Raw genomic sequence first — 15647 nt, 5'->3', positions numbered from 1 at the left:
TTTTCGCTGACGATGATTGAATTGACGACAAGCGCTACTGCGCACTTGCAATACGCCGCTCGATTCTGCCAAGCCGCACAACAGTCACGCCCGCGCGCAACTGCCTGAGCGACGGCATCACGAGCATGCAGTCGGGGTACGGCGTGCGCACGGCTTCGCCATCTGACCAGCCGATCACGCTGCCCGCATCAGGAAACACTTCGAGCCCCGTGTAGCTGGCGGCGAAGCGAAAGTCGAGGCTTTTCGCGACGACGGGCTGGGTCACGCGGACGATCAGCATTTCATCGGGCAGCGGCATGATCCAGCCGCGAGGCAAATCCGCTTCATCGACGACACCGCTTAACAGCAGGAAGCGCGCCGTCACATCACGCGCAACGGCCACGGCGCTCGCTTCCCAATGCTGTCCGCATTCGATCAGCAGCGCATTCTTCGCGCTGTGCGGATCGCCGAAGCCTTCGTAGTCGCGCATGCGGCGGCCTTCGGGATGACCTTCGTCGCAGATCACCGTGGCGGGCGTGCCGAGTTTTGCCGCCAGTTCGATGCCTTTATCGAGCGGCCCCGCGACGATCAACGGCTTGCTCTTCTCGTGCATCGAATGCAGGTCCAGTAGCAGATCGACGGTATCGATCACGGGCCGCATCGCGCGTGCGCGGCGCAGTTCGCTCGAATCGAGTGCGGCGTTGTCGAGCGTTTGCGCCGTCCACACGCGGTTGAAGTCCTGATCGACAAAACGCGCCGCATCCGGCTTCGACGGATCGAAGCGCGCATATGCGTCGATGTTCGCGAACGCGAGCGTCAGCTTGCCGCGCTTCGGACGCAGCTTCGCGCGCAGCAATGCATCGACGACGATCGCGCCGCACACTTCATTGCCGTGCGTGAGCGCGTTGATCATCACGTGCGGACCCTCGGCGCCGGAATCGAAGGTATGCACGTACGCAATGCCCGAGTCGCTGCGCGCATGCGCGGCGATGTCGGGGAACGAGACTTCGATCGGATAGGCGTGCGCGCTCATTCGAGTCCGCCCTGGCAGAGATATTTGATCGACAGGTAGTCGTCGAGGCCGTACTTCGAACCTTCGCGCCCATAGCCCGATTCCTTTACGCCGCCGAAGGGCGCCGCTTCGCTCGCAAGCGCGCCTTCGTTGATGCCGACGATGCCCGCTTCGAGTTGCCGCGCGACACGATCGATGCGCCGCATATCCTGGCTATAAAAGTACGATGCGAGGCCGAACGGCGTATCGTTGGCGGCGCGGATGGCCTCATCTTCGTCGTCGAAGCGGAACAGCGGCACCACCGGGCCGAAGGTTTCTTCGCAGCTCAGCTGCATCTCGGGTGTGGCGTCCGCGAGCACGGTCGGCGCGTAGTAGGTCGGGCCGAGCTCCCGCAAGCGCCGGCCACCCGTCAGCACGCGCGCGCCACGGCTCACGGCGTCGTCGACATGACGCGCGATCTTGTCGATTGCGCGTGCGTTGATCATCGGTCCGATTTGCGCGGCGGGATCGGTGGCGGGCGCGACCTTGAGCGCGGCGACGCGCGTCGCCAGCAGGTCCGCGAAGCGCTCGTACACGCCTGACTGCACATAGACGCGGTTCGGGCACACGCAGGTTTGCCCGCCGTTGCGGAATTTCGCGGCGAGCAGGCCGGCGACGGCGGCGTCGAGATCGGCGTCGTCGAACACGATGAAGGGCGCGTTGCCGCCCAGCTCCAGCGACAGCTTCTTCAACGTGCCCGCCGATTCGCGCGCGAGATATTTGCCGACTGGCGTCGACCCCGTGAAGGTGATCTTGCGCACGCGGCTGTCGGCGAGCCAGTCGGCGACGGCGGGAACTGCATTGTCGCGCGAGGCCGAAATCAGGTTCAGTGCGCCTGCTGGCACGCCCGCTTCATGCGCGAGCATCACGAGCGCAAGAGCCGTGAGCGGCGTGTCCTCGGCCGGTTTGCCGACGACCGTGCAGCCGGCCGCGAGCGCGGGCGCAATCTTGCGCGCGATCATCGCAAGGGGGAAATTCCACGGCGTGATCGCGGCGACGATGCCGATGGGTTCCTTGATCGCGCTCATGCGCTTGCCGCGCTGCTGCTGCGGGATGATGTCGCCGTAGATGCGCGTCGCTTCGTCCGCGAACCACGCGACATACGACGCACCGTACATCACCTCGCCGCGCCCTTCGGCGAACGGCTTGCCCTGTTCGAGCGAGATCAGGCGGCCGAGCGCGTCGGCGTTCTCGACCATCAGCGCATGCCAGCGATGCAGCACGGCGGCGCGGTCCTTCGGCAGCGCGTCGCGCCACGCAGGGAAGGCGCGTGCGGCGGCGTCGGTGGCGGCGCGGGCGTCGGCGGCGCTGCTGTCGGCGACCCGTGCGATCACATTGCCCGTCGCGGGATCGGTCACGTCGAAGCGTTGGCCGCCCGACGGCGCCAACCACTTGCCGTCGATGAAATTGTCGCTGCGGATCAGTTCATTCAACTCGTATCGCTTTGTCATCGGGACACTCCTTTGCGTGTTATGTCGGGCGGCATGCATCACGCCAGCCGGTGCGCGATCGCGGCGCCCACTTCAGCCGTGTTGGCCTTGCCGCCCAGGTCGCCCGTGTGCGGGCCCTCCTTGAGCACGCCTTCGATGGCGGCGAGGATCGCGTCGTGCGCTTCGCGTTCCTTTCCCTGACCGTTGCCGAGGAAATCGAGCATCATCGCCGCCGACCAGATCATCGCGACGGGATTGGCGATGCCCTTGCCCGCAATATCGGGCGCGGAGCCGTGCACGGGTTCGAACAGCGACGGGAACGTGCGGTCGGGATTCATGTTCGCCGACGGCGCAATGCCGATCGTGCCCGTGCAGGCCGGGCCGAGATCCGAGAGGATGTCGCCGAACAGATTGGTCGCGACCACCACGTCGAAGCGATCCGGATTCAACACGAAACGTGCACAAAGAATGTCGATGTGCTGCTTGTCCCACTTCACGTCGGGATAGCGCGCGGCCGTTTCGGCAGCACGCTGGTCCCACCACGGCATGCTGATCGAGATGCCGTTGCTCTTCGTCGCGACCGTGATCTTTTTCGCGCGGCGCTGCGCGAGATCGAATGCGAACTTCAGCACGCGCTCGGAGCCCTTGCGCGTGAAGATGGACTGCTGCATCACGAACTCGCGCTCGGTGCCTTCGAACATCGTGCCCCCCACCGACGAGTATTCGCCCTCCGTGTTCTCACGCACGATCATGAAGTCGATGTCGCCTGCCTTGCGGCCCGCGAGCGGCGACGGCACGCCTTCGAACAGACGCGCGGGGCGCAAGTTGATGTACTGGTCGAATTCGCGCCGGAACTTGAGCAGCGAGCCCCACAGCGAAATGTGATCGGGCACGGTGTCGGGCCAGCCGACGGCACCGAACAGAATGGCGTCGACCTCGGCGAGTTGCGCTTTCCAGTCGTCGGGCATCATCTGGCCGTGTTGCGCGTAGTAGTCGCAGCTCGCCCACTCGATATGCCGATAGTCGAGCCCGATGCCATAGCGCTTGCTGACGGCGTCGAGTGCGCGAAGCGCCTCGGGCATCACTTCCTTGCCGATGCCATCGCCGGGAATCACTGCGATGCGATAGTTGCGGGTCATATGCGTCTCCTCGTCGAGAATGGTGAAGGATTGGTCGGCATCCACTGCCATGCGACTAGTCTATTCCTGATTAACCGTCATAAAATCGCGCTTTCGGTTAAGCCACTATGCACGAACTGTGAATAAATCGCCGAACCTTGACGACTTGCGTGTGTTCTGCACCGTCGCCCGCCAAGCCAGCTTCAGCGCGGCGGCGGAGGCGCTGTCGGTGTCGGCGGCGTATGTGAGCAAGCGCGTGGCCATGCTCGAAGCCGATCTCGGCACGCGGCTTTTTCACCGCTCCACGCGCCGCGTCGCGATCACGGACGCGGGCGAGCGCGTCTACGCGTGGGCCGAAAAGATTCTCGACGACGTCGACCGTCTCGTTGAGGACGTGTCGACCACGCGACGCGTGCCGCGGGGCATGTTGCGCGTATCGAGCAGTTTCGGTTTCGGCCGGCATGTCGTGGCGCCCGCGCTGGCACGGCTCACGGAGCGCTATCCGCAACTGAGCGTGCGGCTCGATCTGTTCGATCGCATCGTCGACGTCGCGGGCGAAGGCTTCGACCTCGATATCCGCATCGGCGACGAGATTGCTGCGCATCTGATCGCGAAACGCCTCGCGTCGAATCATCGCGTGCTGTGCGCGGCGCCAGCTTATCTGAAGCGGCACGGCACGCCGCGTCAGCTGGCGGATCTCGGCGCGCATCAATGCCTTGCGATCAAGGAGCGCGACCATCCGTCCGGCGTCTGGCGTCTGACGGAACGCGGCGAAACCGTGTCGGTGAAGGTAACCGGGCCGCTGTCGACCAACCACGGCGAAGTGGCCGTGCAATGGGCGCTGGCAGGGCGCGGCATCGTGCTGCGTTCGATCTGGGATGTGCGCGGGCTGCTGGACAGCGGCGCACTGGTGCAGGTGCTGCCGGGCGTCACGCAGCCTGCGAACGTGTGGGCCGTGTATCCGGCGCGGCTCGCTTCGTCAGCGAAGGTGCGCGTGTGCGTCGACTTTCTGGCCGACGAGTTCGGCCGTCTGGCCGAACCCGGCGGGCCTCAGTGAGGGTTGTGCGAGAAGAGCGTTTCGAGCGGGTAATGCGTCTTGACGAACGGCGTCTTGATGATGACATAGCTGAAGTATTTCTCGATGCCGATATCGCGTTCCAGCAGCCCTTCGACGATGCTCTGATAGTGGCTGACGCTGCGCGTGACGAACTTCAGCAGATAGTCGTACCCGCCGCTTGCCAGGTGGCATTCGACGATCTCGTCGACATCCTTGATTGCGTTGACGAACTTGATGAAGTCCTCGCGGCGATGGTCGGCGAGCGTCACCTCCGTGAACACGATCTGCACGTCGCCGAGCTTTTCCAGCTGGATCTGCGCGCCATACCCGACGATGTAGCCCGCCTTTTCCAGCCGCTTCACGCGGATCAGGCAGGGACTGGGCGATAGCCCGACTGCGTCGGCCAGTTCGACATTCGTGATACGCCCTCGCTTCTGGAGTTGCGAGAGGATGCGCAGATCGATTCGGTCCAGCTTGCAGTCGGTGCTCATCGTGAGTCGGTCGGTCCCGCATGTCGAAGGGTCGGTCGATGTTATCACGCAGCCGCACGGCGTTTGAATTCACTCGAACCCTTCAGTGCGGCACGTACGTCGGCTTGCGCGAGAACGTCGTCGAGCGTCTTTTCGAGGCGCTCGAACAGCATGTCGAACTCGCCTTCCGTGTAGCACAGCGCCGGCGCAAAGCCGAGGATGTTGTCGCCGAAGGCGCGGAACACGAGGCCATTCGCATAGGCGGCTGTGGCGATGCGCTCGGGCAGCTTGAGCGACGCGTCGAAGCCCTGTTTGCTGTGCTTGTCCGACACAAGTTCGAGCGCGCCGAGCAGCCCGCGATGCCGCGAGTCGCCGACGAGGGGATGCGCGAGCAGTGCGTCGAGCCCCTGCGCGAAGCGCGGCGCCCGGGCGATGCCGTTCGCCAGCAGCCCGCCTTCGTGATACAGGCGCAAGACTTCGAGCCCGATTGCGGCGCTGACGGGATGCGCGGAATACGTGTGGCCATGACCGATCGCCGCCGCGACGTCGCCGCCGTCGGCGATGCCCTGATAGACGGCATCGGACATCAGCACTGCGCCCATCGGCGCATAGCCCGCCGTCAGGCCCTTCGCGACCGTCATCAGGTCCGGCTCGACGCCTTCGGCTTCGCATGCGAACAGTGGCCCCGTCCGGCCGAAGCCTGTAATGACTTCGTCGGCGACGAACAGGATGTCGAGCGTGCGGCACGCTTCGCGCATGGCTTTCAGCCAGCCGGCAGGCGGCACGATCACGCCGCCCGACCCCTGGATCGGCTCGCAGAAGAACGCGGCGACGTTGTCCGCGCCCAGCGCGTCGACCTGCGCTTCGAGCGCGGCGACGGAGGCGGCGATCAGCGCGGCGTCGTCGGCGAAATCGTTGCGGTACGCGTACGGCGACGGGATGTGATGCTGCGTCGGCAGCGGCACGTCGAAGTGGCGATGGAACGCGGGCAGTGCGGTGAGGCCCGCGCCGACCGACGACGAGCCGTGATACCCGCGTTGCAGCGCGACGATGTGCTTCTTCGACGGGCGTCCCGTCGCGTTGTAGTAATGCGTGATGAAGCGCAGCGCCGAGTCGACGGCGTCGGAGCCGCCCAGCGTGAAGTACACATGCTGCAGCGATGCAGGCGCCAGTTCGACGAGCCTGGCGGCCAGTTCGATGGCAGGCTCCGAGCCGAAGTGAAAGTAGCCCGTCGCGTAAGGCAGGCGGGCCATCTGCTTCGTGGCAGCATCGACGATGCTCTGCTGGCCGTAGCCGGTGTTCACGCACCACAGGCCCGAGAAGGCGTCGAGCAGCGGGTTGCCGTCGATATCGCGCAGGAACACGCCCTGCGCGGAGTCCAGCACGGTGACGCCGCGCGCTTCATGCGCGCGATAGCTGACGACGGGGTGGATCAGATGTTTGCGGTCGGCTTCGATAAGCAATGGATTCGGCATGGTGCGGTTCTCTTCTCGGAATGGGCTGCGGACGGCTCCATACTACTGAGAGAGCCCGATCGGCCGATGCGCCAATCAAGCGCGGAAAAGCGCAAATGCGGCTTTTTGCGGGGCGCGCGCAGCATTTTGTGCTGCGCGCGGTTGCGGGCTTCGCCTGGGCGTCTAGTAGCCGCGCGTGCGGTCGACTTCGCCCAGCATCGGCAGGCCGTCGCGATGACGGCGGATGTTATCGAGCACGACGTCGACGGCCGTTTCCGGCCGCGTCGCGCTCGCGACATGCGGCGTGATCCGCACGCGCGGATGCGTCCACAACGGATGCGACTCGGGCAGCGGCTCGGGATCCGTCACGTCGAGTATCGCGTTCTGCAACTGGCCGCTGTCGAGCGCATCGAGCAGATCCTGCTGGTTCGCCTGCGGGCCGCGCCCGACATGGATGAAGGATGCGCCTTTCGGCAGCTTGGCGAACCGATGCCTGTCGAGCAGGCCGCGCGTTGCATCGGTGAGCGGCAGCAGGCAGACGAGGATATCGGTGCGGCCGAGGAACGCATCGAGCGCGTCCATGCCTGCATGGCATTCGACGCCTTCGATGCTGTGCGCCGAACGGCTCCAGCCCGCGCACGGGAAGCCGAACAGGCGCAGCCGTTCGAGCACGGCCGTGCCCAGCATGCCGAGACCCAGCACGCCGACGCGCCGCGTGGCAGCCGCCCGCACGGGCAGCTCGCGCCAGACGCGCTGTCGCTGCTGGAGCGCATAGTCGAACAGATCGCGATGAATGGTGAGCACGGCCTGCGTCACGTACTCGACCATGCCTTCGACGATGCCTGGCTCCATCATCCGCACGACGGCGATATGCGGCGGCACGCGCGACAGATCGAACTGGTCGATGCCCGCGCCCACCGAAAAGATCACTTCGAGATTCGGCAGCGTGCGCGCTGGGTCGTCGGGCGGCTGCCACGCGGCGAGATAGCGGACGGACGCCGGGTCGCCGATGTCCGGCCACAGGCGAAAGGCAATGTCGGGCGCCTTGTGCGCGAAGCGTTGCGCCCATTGCTTGCCGCGTTCGGGGTCGGCCTTGTAGAGAAGCGTCATGTTCTAACCGAGAGCCTGGTTGACGATGGCGAACTGCGTGAAGGATGGATCGCTGGCAGGCGCGCCGTTGCGGGACATCTTGACGACCGTGTCGACGCGCTCGAGGCCCAGTTCTTCCAGCCATTGCGTCAGACCGCTGTCGCCGGGCGTGTCGATGCGGGTGAATGCGCCGGCGTTTGCCGCGAGGCAATGCGCGATCAGTGCCTGCGCATGACGTGTGGCATTCGCGCCAGCGCTCCCGGCGACGACGGGGCCGATTGCATGTCCGCGGCCGAAGGGCCGCAGCAATGCGAAGCCGGCCACTTCGCCGTCGCGTTCCAGTGCGACGCCTTGCGCGATGCCGAGCAGCGCGGGCAGCAACGCGCTGCGATCGAGTCCGCTCGCGCGCGACGAGAGGTCGATCAGGCGCGGCGTGTCGGCGGCCTGCAGCGCACGCAGTTGTTCGCCGTGCGCCAGCGCGGCTTGCGGCACGCGAAAGTCGGCGGCCTGGTGCTGGTGGATCGTCCCGATCGCGTTAAAGCCGAGCTTTTGGTAGAGCGGCTGACCGGCGGGCGTGGCATGCAGCACGGTGGTCCGCGCGTCGAGCGCTTCGAGCAGCCGTTCCATCAGTTCGCGTCCGATGCCACGTCCCTGCTGGTCGGGCGAGACGATTACCATGCCGAGCGATGCGCCGCCTGTGCCGTATTTCCAGCACAGCGCCGTGCCCGCTACGCCGCCTTCGCTCTGCGCGATGAAGCCGCTGCCGACGCCGGCGACGAAGCGCCAGTCGTCCGCGCGATGCGGCCAGCCCACCTGGAGCGACAGCGCGTGCGCGGCGTCAATGTCGTCCGCGGTGAAGGGCCGGAAGGTGGCAGGGGCGGGATTCGCAACAGGTTGGGGCGCGGACACGGCAGGCTCCTCTGGCTGGATACGGCCGTCACTCTGTCATGCAGCGAGGCTGGCGGCTAGGACGATCCTGCTATGCGACGCTTTCGCATACCGCTTCGCATGCAGGCAGAATCGTCGTTCGCGAACCGTTTTGCGCGCCGCCGCAAAGTACTGGGCCACGCCCTTGCCGCAGAAACAAGCTGCCGTGATGCGGTCTATCATGGTAGGGACAGCCGTTGTCAGCGCAGGAGCCCAACATGCCCTCCGAACCGCCCTCCGAGCCGACGGGGAAACCTCTCGACCCCGCATGCACCTCATCCGGCAAGCCGCCGGCCCACTCCGCGAAAGACGACCTTCCCGACGCCGCCGCGGCCGAGCCCGTCCCGCACGAGCATCTTCCGAGCCGAAGCGACGACAACTGATCCGTGCGCCGTTCCTTCGCAGCTCGCTCCGGTTCGACCGGAAGGGAGCGAATCATGCAAAACATACTCGTAGGTTATGACGGGTCGCCGTCCGCGCGTCATGCGGTGACGTTCGCCGTCGATCTCGCCAGGCGCTTCGATGCACGTCTGCATGTGCTCGTCGTCGCGCGCGCGCCGGACTGGGGCGCGATCGAGCTGGAAAGAAGGGAAATGGTCGACTATGAGCTGCGTCACGCGAACGAAGTGCTCGACGAAGTGAAGGCCAGACTCGCGTCGTCGAATGAATATCCCGCCTTCGATCTCGTGATCGGGCAGCCGGCGAAAGAGATTGTGCTCTACGCAGAGCAGCACGATATCGATCATCTCGTCGTGGGCCATCGCGGCCACACGCCGTTCGACCGCTGGCTGATCGGCTCGGTGGCGCGCCAGGTGCTCGCCTATGCGCCGTGCGCCGTGACGATCGTGCGCGACCCGTCGACGATGAAAAAGCGTCAGGCGAAATCGGGGCAGCACGCCGCCGACGAAAGGCCGCTAGTCTGAAGCGCGCTTTGACGGGCGCCTGCGCGGCGAACCGACGTCAAGCGTCTGTGACGTTACGTGCGTTGTCGCGTGCATCGCCGGCCGGCTCCGGCCGCGTGCTGAACCGCGGCTCGTCGATCCATGCCGCGAGCCAGTCGTGAAACTGGCCCCAGTCGTCGGCAAGATCGAGTTCGTGTGCGCGCGGCTTATCGCAACAATCGTGGTCCGCCTCGTCGCCGATCCACGCATAGACGATGCGCGAGCCGTTCCACCACGCGATCATACCGTCCGTCAGTTCGGCGAACGTGGCGGCCGGCATCGCGCGCAGCATCTGCGACAAACGCGAATCGAATGCTTCGAACTTCATGTGCAGCCCCTCAATGCACGGTGCCGAAGAACGCGATCGCGCCTTCGACGGGTGTCAGTCCGGCCTTGAAGTAGCCTTCGAGGCGGTCGGCGATCGCTTCGTCCAGCATGAAGGGTGGACGCACAAAGCCCACCTTGAACGCATGGTCGTACCAGTCGCTGATCCATGCGCGCAGGTCGATGACGTACTGCGGCAGGGCGTTATGAGCGTCGTCAATCATGTGGGTCTCCCGTGTGATGCTGTGCGTGCGCCGCGAGCCGGATGTCTCGCCGGGCGCATCAGGCCGCCATGCGGCACAGGCCCATCTCGGGACGGCGCCGGTCCGGCGGGAACACGTGCCACGTGCCGTCGGGATGGCGAAAGAAGAACAGAGAGAACGATCCTGTCGGGCGTTCGAACTGGATGCAGACCCGGCAGGTGCCACCCGTTCGCGAGCGCTCCAGAAGGCGCACGCGTGCCGTGTCGCCGCGCGTCGAGCCGACCAGTTTCTCGACCTGAAAGCGAAGTGATGTGTTGCCCGCCGCCATGCCTATCCCCTCGATGCCCGATGACCCGATGCTAGGGGCATCGCGATGCGCGTCCAATCGGCGGCGGCGGAATGTGCATTCAGGAAGCGCTGATTTGAAGCGTCAGGATTTCCCTGGCCGAAATCGCGGCATTTCCACGACTGACAAGGGTTTCTACCCATCGGCGGCGGGTTTCGCGCGAGAACGGCATTCAGGATTTCCTGACACGGGAATCAGGATGTCGCACGCGGATTTTCCAGCCTGCGCTGACTGCGACAGAAAAGCGGCTCGCGGATCATGAGTCATCGAAACGCATTGCCGGGTTCCGCGTCATGATTGTCTATCCGTCCGAACGTGAGAACGTCGTAGAGCAGGTCGGTTCGCTCTGTTTGCGGCTCTTCGATACGTGGTGCGAATCCCGCAGCGTCACCGCGCTCGCGTATCTGATGCATTGCTGGCCGCTGATCGACAGCACGCCAGCCGCGCTGCGGCGTCTGGGAGAAACGATGCGCGACTTGCAGCGCTACCACGGCGATCAGCTCGACGACGACGCCTTTCGCGCGCTGTGCGAAATGGCCACGCTAATCGACGAGCTGCTCGGGCAGCCCGCGCGCACGGTCAGGCTGACGGTGCCCGGCGAAGTGCCGGAAACGATGGAGTAAAGATCGGACGTTTGAAACCCGGTGTGGGCGCGGTAGACCGTTGTTTGGCATCGAGTGCAGAATAGGACAAGCAGAACGGCGGCACTCGCGGGGTGATATGGCTCTCGACAGGTTCGACGCATGGTGGAGCGGGTTCCGTTATGTGCGGCGCAGTGTGATGCTGCGGCTGCTCGGGACGGTGCTCGCGTTCAGTTGCGCGATCACGTTGATTTTGACCGCGGTGCAGCTGTACCGCGACTACGAACGCGGGTTCGAGCAGATCCAGAATCGGCTCGTGGATATCGACCGCAGCTATCGTGACAGTCTGGGCGAAGCGCTGTGGCGTCTCGACCAGCCGCAACTGAAGCTCGAACTCGACGGGATGCTGCGGCTCGCGGATATCCGCGCCGCCGAAGTGCGCGAGATGCCTTCCTTCAGTTCCTCGATGGTGGTGAGCGTGGGCCAGCGCGAGCACAGGTCGGGGATGACGGTCGCGCGTGAGTTCCCGCTCGTGTACCACGTGCAAGACAGGGTAGAGCAGATCGGCACGCTGTATGTCGAAGCGACGCTCGCCAACCTGTATCACGATCTCGCTCGCACCGCGCTCGTGATCCTCGTGAGCCAGGGCGCGAATACGTTTCTGGTCGCGCTGTTCACGTTCTACATTCTGTCGCGGCTGGTCACGCGGCATCTCACGGCAATTGCACACAGCGTGAGCGACTATGACTTTCACGAACCGCCGTCTGCGTTCGTGCTTCAGCGCAAAGCGCCGCGCGAGCCGGACGAACTCGATCGCGTGGTGTCGGCCTTCAACGCGATGGGGATGCGGCTGCATCGCGCGTATCTTGACGAACGCGAAGCGGCCGTCGAGCGCGAAGCGCGGCGTATGGCGGAAGCAGCCAACCGCGCGAAAGGCGAGTTCCTCGCGAACCTGAGCCATGAACTGCGCACGCCGCTCAACGGCATTCTGGGCTACGCGCAGATTCTGGGACGCGACGACTCGCTGAGCCTGCGTCAGCGCGACGGCGTCGCCGTGATTCAGCAAAGCGGCGAGCATCTGTTGACGCTGATCGACGAGACACTCGATTTCGCGAAGGTCGAAGCGGGCAAGCTGCGCATCGAGATTTGCGACGTGCCGCTTGCCGGCCTGGTCGATACGATTCGGGAGATCATCGGCGTGAAGGCCGAGCAGCGGCGGCTCGCGTTCGCATGCAGTGTCGCTGCGGACGCGCCGTGCGGCGTGCGTGCGGACGAACATCGCTTGCGGCAGGTGCTGCTCAATCTGCTGTCGAACGCCGTGAAATTTACGGACCGCGGCGAGGTGCGTCTCTTCATCAGGCGCGGCGAAAGCGGCGCGGTCCGTTTCGAGGTGCACGACACGGGCATCGGCATTTGCGCCGAGTATCACGAGACTATCTTCATGCCTTTCGAGCAGGCAGGCGGCGCGGAACGCCGCGCGGGCGGCACGGGGCTGGGACTGGCGATCAGCCGCCAGTTCGTCCGTGCGATGGGCGGCGAGGTGAACGTCGACAGCGTCGTCGGGCGCGGCAGCGTGTTCTGGTTCGAACTGCCGCCCGCACTCGTCGAACCGTGCATCGCGCATGCAGCGAGCGCCGCGGCGATCGTCACGGGTTACGCAGGCCCGCGCCGCAAGGTGCTCGTGATCGACGACGTGCAGGTCAACCGGACCGTCGTCGTCGAACTGCTGACGCGGATCGGCTTCGCCGCCACGCAAGCGGCGAGCGGCGCCGACGGCATCGCGCTCGCGCTGGCGCAACGTCCCGATCTGATCCTCACGGACATCGTGATGCCCGGCATAGGCGGCCTCGACGTGACGCGCCGTTTGCGTGCGATGCCCGAGTTCGCGAGCACGCCGATCATCGCCATCTCGGCGTCGCCGTTCGGCACCGACGGCGCAAGCAGCGTCGAAGCGGGGGCGAACGCGTTCATTGCGAAGCCCGTCGATTTCGACGTCCTGCTTGCGCGCATCGGTGAGTTGCTGGGAATCGAATGGATCCGCGCCGCCGTGCAGGAGCATGCCGGGGCGCACGTACAAGGCGCCTCCCCGGCGGGCGTGCCCGCCGACGCGATGAGCGAACTGCACCGGCTCGCGCGCGACGGCAACATGAGCGGCATCGCACAATGGGCGGAGCGCATCGCGACCAGCGACCCGCCGCTCGCCGCTTTCGCCGCGCGGCTGCATCAACTGGCGCGCGCGTATCAGTCGAAGGCGATCCTGCAACTGGTGGAGCGGTATCTCGAAGGGAACACGGCGTCATGAGCCATCTCGCCGCTTCCGCCGCGCAAACGGGGACGATCCTGATCGTCGACGACACGCCCGCCAATCTCGGCGTCGTGGTCGACAGCCTCGAGGCGCGCGGCATTCGCGTGCTGGTCGCGCTCGACGGTATGGAGGCGCTCGAACGAGCGGCGTTCGCGCAGCCCGATCTGATTTTGCTCGACGTGAAGATGCCCGGCATCGACGGCTTCGAGACCTGCCGGCGTTTAAAGCGTGACGCGCGCACGCGCGACATCGCCGTGATCTTCATGACCTCGCTGACGGGCAACGAAGATCGCGTGGAGGGCTTCGCGGCGGGCGGCGTCGACTACGTGACGAAGCCGCTGCGGGTCGACGAGATGCTCGCGCGCGTCGGCGTGCATCTCGAACTGCGCGCGATGCATACGCAACTCGTCGCGCAGAACCGCCAACTGCTCGCTGAAGTGGCCGTGCGCAAGGAAACGGAAGCGGCGCTCAAGCAGGCACGCGACGACCTGGAACAGCGTGTCGCATTGCGCACGGAAGAACTGGCGCGCGCCAATTCGAATCTTCAGGCGCAGATCGACGAGCGCCGGCGTGCCGACGCGCGTTTGCAGGCGAGCGAGGCACGCTTTCGGGCGATCGTCGAAACGAGCCCCGTGCCGTTGTGCATCACGTCGATGCCCGGCGGGCGCATCCTGTACACGAACGAACCGCTGCGCGCGCTGTTCGGCATGAACACGAGCGTGGCCGAGAACCTCGCGGACTTCTACGCCGACCCGCTCGAACGCGAGCGGCTGATCGATCATCTGCGAACGGAGGGCAGTCTGCGCGATACCGAGGTGCGCTTCCAGCGTCCCGACGGCACCCAGTTCTGGGCGATGGCGACGGCGCGCGTCGCGACCTACGACGACTCGCCCGCCATCTATGTCGGCATGAACGACATCACGGGACGCAAGCAGATGGAGCAGGAGCTGGTCGAATCGCGCGAGCAGCAACGCGAGCTGTCGGCGTACATGGAAGCGATCCGCGAAGAGGAAAGAAAGCGCATCGCGATGGAGATTCATGACGAGCTCGGCCAGTTGCTGACGGCGCTGAAAATGGACGTATCGCTGCTGAAGATGCGTCTCGCCCACGACCCCGAAGCGACCAAAAAAGCCGACGACATGCGCGAACTCGTCGAGGGCACGATCTGGATGGTGCGCAACGTCGCGAGCCATTTGCGGCCCGCCGCGCTCAACTTCGGCATCGTGTCGGCACTGGAATGGCTCGTCGACGAGTTCAACCGGCGCAACGCGATTCCCACCGAACTGCGCATCGAGGGCGGCGAGCCCGCGTTGTCCGACGCACACGCGACGGCCGTGTTTCGCATCGTGCAGGCGTCGCTGACCAATGTGGCGCGGCATGCGAATGCGACGCGCGTCGACGTGTCGCTGATCTCGAAGGCGGACCGGCTCGAACTGCGTGTGCGCGACGATGGCCGCGGCTTTGACAGGGAGGCGGCGCGCCGCGAATATTCATACGGGCTGCTTGGCATGTATGAGCGTGCGCGGCTGATCGGCGCAACGCTTTCTATCGACAGCACGCCAGGTGCCGGCACCACGGTTTCGATTCATATTCCGCTCGATGGCGGTCTCAAAACATGATCAGAATACTCATCGCCGACGACCACGCGATCGTCCGTGGCGGACTCAAGCAGATCATCGCGACGACGAACGATATCGTCGTCGCGGCGGAAGCGGCGCAAGGCTCGGAGGTCGTCGACAAACTTCGCACCTGCGCCGTCGACCTGCTCCTGCTCGACATGACGATGCCTGGCATCAGCGGCGTCGATCTGATTCGGCGCGTGCGCGCCGAACAGCCTGCGTTGCCCGTGCTGGTGCTGAGCATCCACGATGAGGCGCAGGTTGCGTCGCGTGCATTGCGTGCAGGAGCGACGGGCTATCTGACGAAAGACAGCGACCCCGACGTGCTGCTCGCGGCGATTCGCAAGCTCGCGGACGGCGGGCGCTTCATCGATCCAAAGCTCGTGGATGCCATGGTGTTCGAGACGCATCGCGGCGACATGCCGCCGCACGAAGTGCTGTCCGACCGCGAATTTCAGGTGCTGCAGATGCTCGCCGCAGGCAAAAGCATCAACGAGATCGCGGACATCTGCGCCCTCAGCGCCAAGACGATCAGTACGCACAAGATGCGGCTGATGCAGAAGCTCGGTCTTGCCAACAACGCCGAGGTGATCCGTTACGCGATCCGGCACGGGCTGATTGTCGAGTAGACGCGTACGCTCCAACCATAAGCAATGCGCTCGAATGCCTCGAGTAAGCATTGCGTCCGCAATATGTCAGCGGGTTTCTACGAATGTCGATAGCGGCATGGTCCGTGACACGATTTGCTCATGC

General features: G+C 65.2%; 16 protein-coding genes. 6 read left to right on the top strand and 10 right to left on the bottom strand.

What is annotated here, in order from left to right:
* Positions 1 to 34: 34 nt before the first annotated feature.
* The 3 genes from BPHY_RS32725 to BPHY_RS32715 are packed head-to-tail and all read right to left on the bottom strand — an operon-like array spanning position 35 to position 3599.
* Positions 35 to 1012, bottom strand: a complete 978-nt coding sequence (locus BPHY_RS32725) for a M14 family metallopeptidase (protein WP_012405760.1) — start codon at positions 1010 to 1012, stop codon at positions 35 to 37.
* Entirely contained in the window at positions 1009 to 2481 is a 1473-nt protein-coding gene (locus BPHY_RS32720) for an NAD-dependent succinate-semialdehyde dehydrogenase (protein WP_012405759.1), read from the bottom strand. Before BPHY_RS32720 ends, BPHY_RS32725 begins: the two co-directional genes overlap by 4 nt.
* Positions 2482 to 2519: 38 nt before the next feature.
* Positions 2520 to 3599 carry a tartrate dehydrogenase gene (locus tag BPHY_RS32715; RefSeq protein WP_012405758.1) on the bottom strand — a complete coding sequence of 360 codons (1080 nt, stop codon included), beginning with the start codon at positions 3597 to 3599 and terminating at the stop codon, positions 2520 to 2522.
* A 118-nt stretch (positions 3600 to 3717) separates the two neighbouring features.
* Here BPHY_RS32715 and BPHY_RS32710 point away from each other — a divergent pair, with 118 nt between their 5' ends.
* Positions 3718 to 4635 carry a LysR substrate-binding domain-containing protein gene (locus BPHY_RS32710; protein ID WP_012405757.1) on the top strand — a complete coding sequence of 306 codons (918 nt, stop codon included), beginning with the start codon at positions 3718 to 3720 and terminating at the stop codon, positions 4633 to 4635.
* Here the strand turns inward: BPHY_RS32710 and BPHY_RS32705 are convergent.
* From BPHY_RS32705 to BPHY_RS32690, 4 genes are all read right to left on the bottom strand, one after another.
* Complete coding sequence (locus BPHY_RS32705) at positions 4629 to 5126, bottom strand: Lrp/AsnC family transcriptional regulator (protein ID WP_012405756.1); 498 nt, start codon at positions 5124 to 5126, stop codon at positions 4629 to 4631. The two genes, BPHY_RS32710 and BPHY_RS32705, sit on opposite strands and share 7 nt — an antisense overlap.
* Before the next feature lie 44 nt (positions 5127 to 5170).
* A complete protein-coding gene (locus BPHY_RS32700; protein ID WP_012405755.1) occupies positions 5171 to 6580 on the bottom strand; it encodes an aspartate aminotransferase family protein in 1410 nt (469 codons plus the stop codon).
* Between the two features lie 162 nt (positions 6581 to 6742).
* A complete protein-coding gene (locus tag BPHY_RS32695; protein WP_012405754.1) occupies positions 6743 to 7669 on the bottom strand; it encodes a 2-hydroxyacid dehydrogenase in 927 nt (308 codons plus the stop codon).
* Positions 7670 to 7672: 3 nt separating this feature from the next.
* Positions 7673 to 8557 carry a GNAT family N-acetyltransferase gene (locus tag BPHY_RS32690; RefSeq protein ID WP_012405753.1) on the bottom strand — a complete coding sequence of 295 codons (885 nt, stop codon included), beginning with the start codon at positions 8555 to 8557 and terminating at the stop codon, positions 7673 to 7675.
* 455 nt (positions 8558 to 9012) lie between these two features.
* Between BPHY_RS32690 and BPHY_RS32685 the strand changes: the two genes are divergently transcribed.
* Positions 9013 to 9498 (top strand): universal stress protein, encoded by a 486-nt coding sequence (locus tag BPHY_RS32685; protein WP_012405752.1) that lies wholly within the window; start codon positions 9013 to 9015, stop codon positions 9496 to 9498.
* A 37-nt stretch (positions 9499 to 9535) separates the two neighbouring features.
* On the opposite strand, the gene BPHY_RS32680 is transcribed toward BPHY_RS32685, so the two are convergent.
* From BPHY_RS32680 to BPHY_RS32670, 3 genes are read right to left on the bottom strand one after another with little or no spacing between them, the layout of a single operon-like run.
* Positions 9536 to 9844, bottom strand: a complete 309-nt coding sequence (locus BPHY_RS32680) for a hypothetical protein (protein WP_012405751.1) — start codon at positions 9842 to 9844, stop codon at positions 9536 to 9538.
* Between the two features lie 10 nt (positions 9845 to 9854).
* Positions 9855 to 10064, bottom strand: a complete 210-nt coding sequence (locus BPHY_RS32675) for a hypothetical protein (RefSeq protein WP_012405750.1) — start codon at positions 10062 to 10064, stop codon at positions 9855 to 9857.
* A gap of 58 nt (positions 10065 to 10122) precedes the next feature.
* Positions 10123 to 10371 carry a hypothetical protein gene (locus BPHY_RS32670; protein ID WP_012405749.1) on the bottom strand — a complete coding sequence of 83 codons (249 nt, stop codon included), beginning with the start codon at positions 10369 to 10371 and terminating at the stop codon, positions 10123 to 10125.
* A 311-nt stretch (positions 10372 to 10682) separates the two neighbouring features.
* On the opposite strand from BPHY_RS32670, the gene BPHY_RS32665 reads away from it, so the two are divergent.
* From BPHY_RS32665 to BPHY_RS32650, 4 genes are all read left to right on the top strand, one after another.
* Positions 10683 to 11012 carry a hypothetical protein gene (locus BPHY_RS32665; protein ID WP_012405748.1) on the top strand — a complete coding sequence of 110 codons (330 nt, stop codon included), beginning with the start codon at positions 10683 to 10685 and terminating at the stop codon, positions 11010 to 11012.
* Between the two features lie 97 nt (positions 11013 to 11109).
* On the top strand, positions 11110 to 13272 hold the full coding sequence (locus tag BPHY_RS32660) for a hybrid sensor histidine kinase/response regulator (protein WP_012405747.1): 2163 nt from the start codon (positions 11110 to 11112) through the stop codon (positions 13270 to 13272).
* Positions 13269 to 14894: a response regulator gene (locus tag BPHY_RS32655; RefSeq protein ID WP_012405746.1), complete on the top strand. Its 1626-nt coding sequence runs from the start codon at positions 13269 to 13271 to the stop codon at positions 14892 to 14894. Before BPHY_RS32660 ends, BPHY_RS32655 begins: the two co-directional genes overlap by 4 nt.
* Entirely contained in the window at positions 14891 to 15523 is a 633-nt protein-coding gene (locus BPHY_RS32650; protein ID WP_012405745.1) for a response regulator, read from the top strand. The genes BPHY_RS32655 and BPHY_RS32650 overlap by 4 nt, the downstream gene beginning before the upstream one ends.
* The last annotated feature ends 124 nt before the right edge of the window (positions 15524 to 15647 follow it).

It is taken from the genome of Paraburkholderia phymatum STM815 (assembly GCF_000020045.1).
GTDB classification, from domain to species: Bacteria; Pseudomonadota; Gammaproteobacteria; order Burkholderiales; family Burkholderiaceae; genus Paraburkholderia; species Paraburkholderia phymatum.
Note: the sequence above shows the minus strand (reverse complement) of the source record. Positions and strands in the feature narration are given on the sequence as shown.

Coding starts and splice junctions, on each gene's coding strand:
- BPHY_RS32725 (WP_012405760.1), bottom strand. CDS start 1,012: ATGAGCGCGCACGCCTATCCGATCGAAGTCTCGTTCCCCGACATCGCC.
- BPHY_RS32720 (WP_012405759.1), bottom strand. CDS start 2,481: ATGACAAAGCGATACGAGTTGAATGAACTGATCCGCAGCGACAATTTC.
- BPHY_RS32715 (WP_012405758.1), bottom strand. CDS start 3,599: ATGACCCGCAACTATCGCATCGCAGTGATTCCCGGCGATGGCATCGGC.
- BPHY_RS32705 (WP_012405756.1), bottom strand. CDS start 5,126: ATGAGCACCGACTGCAAGCTGGACCGAATCGATCTGCGCATCCTCTCG.
- BPHY_RS32700 (WP_012405755.1), bottom strand. CDS start 6,580: ATGCCGAATCCATTGCTTATCGAAGCCGACCGCAAACATCTGATCCAC.
- BPHY_RS32695 (WP_012405754.1), bottom strand. CDS start 7,669: ATGACGCTTCTCTACAAGGCCGACCCCGAACGCGGCAAGCAATGGGCG.
- BPHY_RS32685 (WP_012405752.1), top strand. CDS start 9,013: ATGCAAAACATACTCGTAGGTTATGACGGGTCGCCGTCCGCGCGTCAT.
- BPHY_RS32680 (WP_012405751.1), bottom strand. CDS start 9,844: ATGAAGTTCGAAGCATTCGATTCGCGTTTGTCGCAGATGCTGCGCGCG.
- BPHY_RS32675 (WP_012405750.1), bottom strand. CDS start 10,064: ATGATTGACGACGCTCATAACGCCCTGCCGCAGTACGTCATCGACCTG.
- BPHY_RS32670 (WP_012405749.1), bottom strand. CDS start 10,371: ATGGCGGCGGGCAACACATCACTTCGCTTTCAGGTCGAGAAACTGGTC.
- BPHY_RS32665 (WP_012405748.1), top strand. CDS start 10,683: ATGATTGTCTATCCGTCCGAACGTGAGAACGTCGTAGAGCAGGTCGGT.
- BPHY_RS32660 (WP_012405747.1), top strand. CDS start 11,110: ATGGCTCTCGACAGGTTCGACGCATGGTGGAGCGGGTTCCGTTATGTG.
- BPHY_RS32655 (WP_012405746.1), top strand. CDS start 13,269: ATGAGCCATCTCGCCGCTTCCGCCGCGCAAACGGGGACGATCCTGATC.
- BPHY_RS32650 (WP_012405745.1), top strand. CDS start 14,891: ATGATCAGAATACTCATCGCCGACGACCACGCGATCGTCCGTGGCGGA.